Origin of the sequence: Pedobacter sp. ASV12 (assembly GCF_016429155.1) — a bacterium.
Lineage (GTDB): Bacteria > Bacteroidota > Bacteroidia > Sphingobacteriales > Sphingobacteriaceae > Pedobacter.
On the sequence record NZ_JAELUC010000165.1, the window covers coordinates 1 to 2,408 of the forward strand.

Below are 2,408 nucleotides of genomic sequence, written 5' to 3' on the forward strand. Positions count from 1 at the left end.
CCCCCCCCCCCCCCCCCCCCCCCCCCCCCCCCCCCCCCCCCCCCCCCCCCCTTTTAGATGTGTATAAGAGACAGAACCTTAAGCCCGCATCTATATAGTTGTTTTGATGCAGGTAAAATATAATCCCAATTTGTGGCGCATAAACAAAGGCGGCGTTTTTGCCTTCTACACACGGGGCTTTGTTTAACAGAAATGAAAATCCGATTTCCGATTGGACATAAAGATTGCTCCTGTAGAAATATTTTAGCCCGGCTTTGAATGGAACCAACCGAAGGTCTTCTACCAAATGCCTATAGCTAGGCCTTACAAAAACATTATTGAAGCCGGCATTGGCCGTTCCAAACAAAACGCCGTCAATTACCGGAAAATCGGCTTGGAGCGAAAGTCCGAGGGGTGCTTCATACTTAGTAGCCAAATAGCCTACGGCCAAACCTGTTTCAATACCCACACTATACCTGATACCGGTACCACTATAAACCTGTGGCCTAGCTATGATGGTCTGAAAGAAAATAAGAATGATAAAAATAACAAGCGCTTTCATGAGCAATAATTTTATAAGAATGGTGAAATGAGAAAGTTTTCCTTAGGCTATATTGAGCAATTGCCTACATTGCCTATTATCTGTTCATTAGGCTTTTTGAGGTGTGCTTATCGGCATTTACGGAAGCATTTTCAGAGATCAGATTGAGAAGTTCATTATACTTTTCTAAAAGACCGACATATTTATTCATCCAAAAATAAACCGAGTTATGATCTGCATTCAGCCCATTTGCATTAAGCAAGGCAGGTTCTTCGGCATCGAGTAAATGCTGATGGTTCTTGATGAATTTTTCTGGCAACTCGCCAGTAAAATCGTGCCCAATGACATCGCCAACCTTTAAAATGATGTGCGGATTGAGGTTTTCTTGACTAAACCAATTGTAAATTGTTCTTCTGCTTACTTTAAGCTTACGAGACAGCTCGCTAATTCCTATCCGCTCCATTCGAACAGCCTGTTCAAGAACGTGCCCTACATTGATATTCATGTTGATGCGTTTGAGTGAAAAACTTATAGATTAATTGGCCTCGAGCAGATCTAGCTCTTCGTAACAAGAGTTATTGCTGACAAACTCTGGCAGAATTTCTTTCATTTTTTTGACCATGCGGTAATCATCTCCCTTTTGGTTAATGTCAATCAGGTCTTTAATGAGCTGATTGACATACAAGTAATTAAAGGTTACATTTTGAGAGATTTTGATTTTAGGATGATGGGTAAGCATGGTTTTTTCTTCTAAAAGCAGCAGCTCTTCAAAGATTTTTTCGCCCGGACGGAGACCAGTAAAAACAATATCGATATCTACATAAGGCTTTAATCCGGCTAATTTGATCATGTTCAGGGCCAAATCGATTATTTTAATGGGTTTGCCCATATCAAACAGAAAAATCTCTCCGCCCTTACCCATCGAGCCGGCCTCCATTACCAGGTCTACGGCCTCTGGAATGGTCATGAAATACCTGGTAATATTGGGATGCGTAACGGTGATTGGAATGCGTTTGTCAATCTGGCTTTTAAACCTGGGTATAACCGAACCATTTGAGCCCAAAACATTGCCAAACCTAGTGGTAACGAAACGTGTTTGATGGCTCCCCGCAACACTTTCGGCATTGCTTAGCGACTGGATATAGATTTCGGCTAGTCGTTTAGAAGCCCCCATTACATTAGTGGGCTTTACCGCCTTATCTGTAGAAATCATTACAAATTTTTCTACTCCGAATTCCATACAAATATCAGCCAAGTTTTTGGTGCCCAGCACATTGGTCAGAATGGCTTCTGATGGGTTCTCTTCCATCATCGGCACATGTTTATAAGCCGCCGCATGGAAAACAATTTCTGGCTTGTAACATTCGAACATGGTCCTGAGGCGGTCGGAATTCTGGATATTAGCCATAAAAATCTTTATCTTATCCGATTGGTGGCTATCTTCAAGGTCTAACCTCAGGTCATGCAACGGCGTTTCGGCCTGATCGCAAAGCACCAACAGTTTAGGATCATAGTTTAGGGCCTGCCTTACAATTTCAGAACCGATAGAACCTGCAGCACCCGTAATCAGGATCCGCTTGCCCTTTAGTTCCTTCAGGATATTCTTTTTATCGAGCTTAATGGGCTCGCGTTCTAACAAATCGTCTATTTTTAAGTCTTTAAGCTGATTGCTGTCAAGCTTTCCGTAGAGCCACTTGTCTGACGAAGGACTGTCTCTTATACACATCTGACGCTGCCGACGAACCACGACAAAAAAATTTGTTTGGGGGGGGGGGGGGGGGGGGGGGGGGGGGGGGGGGGGGGGGGGGGGGGGGGGGGGGGGGGGGGGGGGGGGGGGGGGGGGGGGGGGGGGGGGGGGGGGGGGGGGGGGGGGGGGGGGGGGGGGGGG

General features: G+C 45.5%; 3 protein-coding genes. All 3 read right to left on the bottom strand.

Annotation, left to right across the window (positions count from 1 at the left end; all coding sequences use genetic code 11):
- Positions 1 to 541, bottom strand: a 541-nt coding sequence (locus tag JHD69_RS19455; protein WP_199142001.1) for a hypothetical protein, incomplete at its 3' end; no start/stop codon positions are given.
- 76 nt (positions 542 to 617) lie between these two features.
- Positions 618 to 1,025: a hypothetical protein gene (locus JHD69_RS19460; protein ID WP_199142002.1), complete on the bottom strand. Its 408-nt coding sequence runs from the start codon at positions 1,023 to 1,025 to the stop codon at positions 618 to 620.
- Between the two features lie 30 nt (positions 1,026 to 1,055).
- Positions 1,056 to 2,408, bottom strand: a 1,353-nt coding sequence (locus JHD69_RS19465) for a UDP-N-acetylglucosamine 4,6-dehydratase family protein (RefSeq protein WP_199142003.1), incomplete at its 5' end; no start/stop codon positions are given.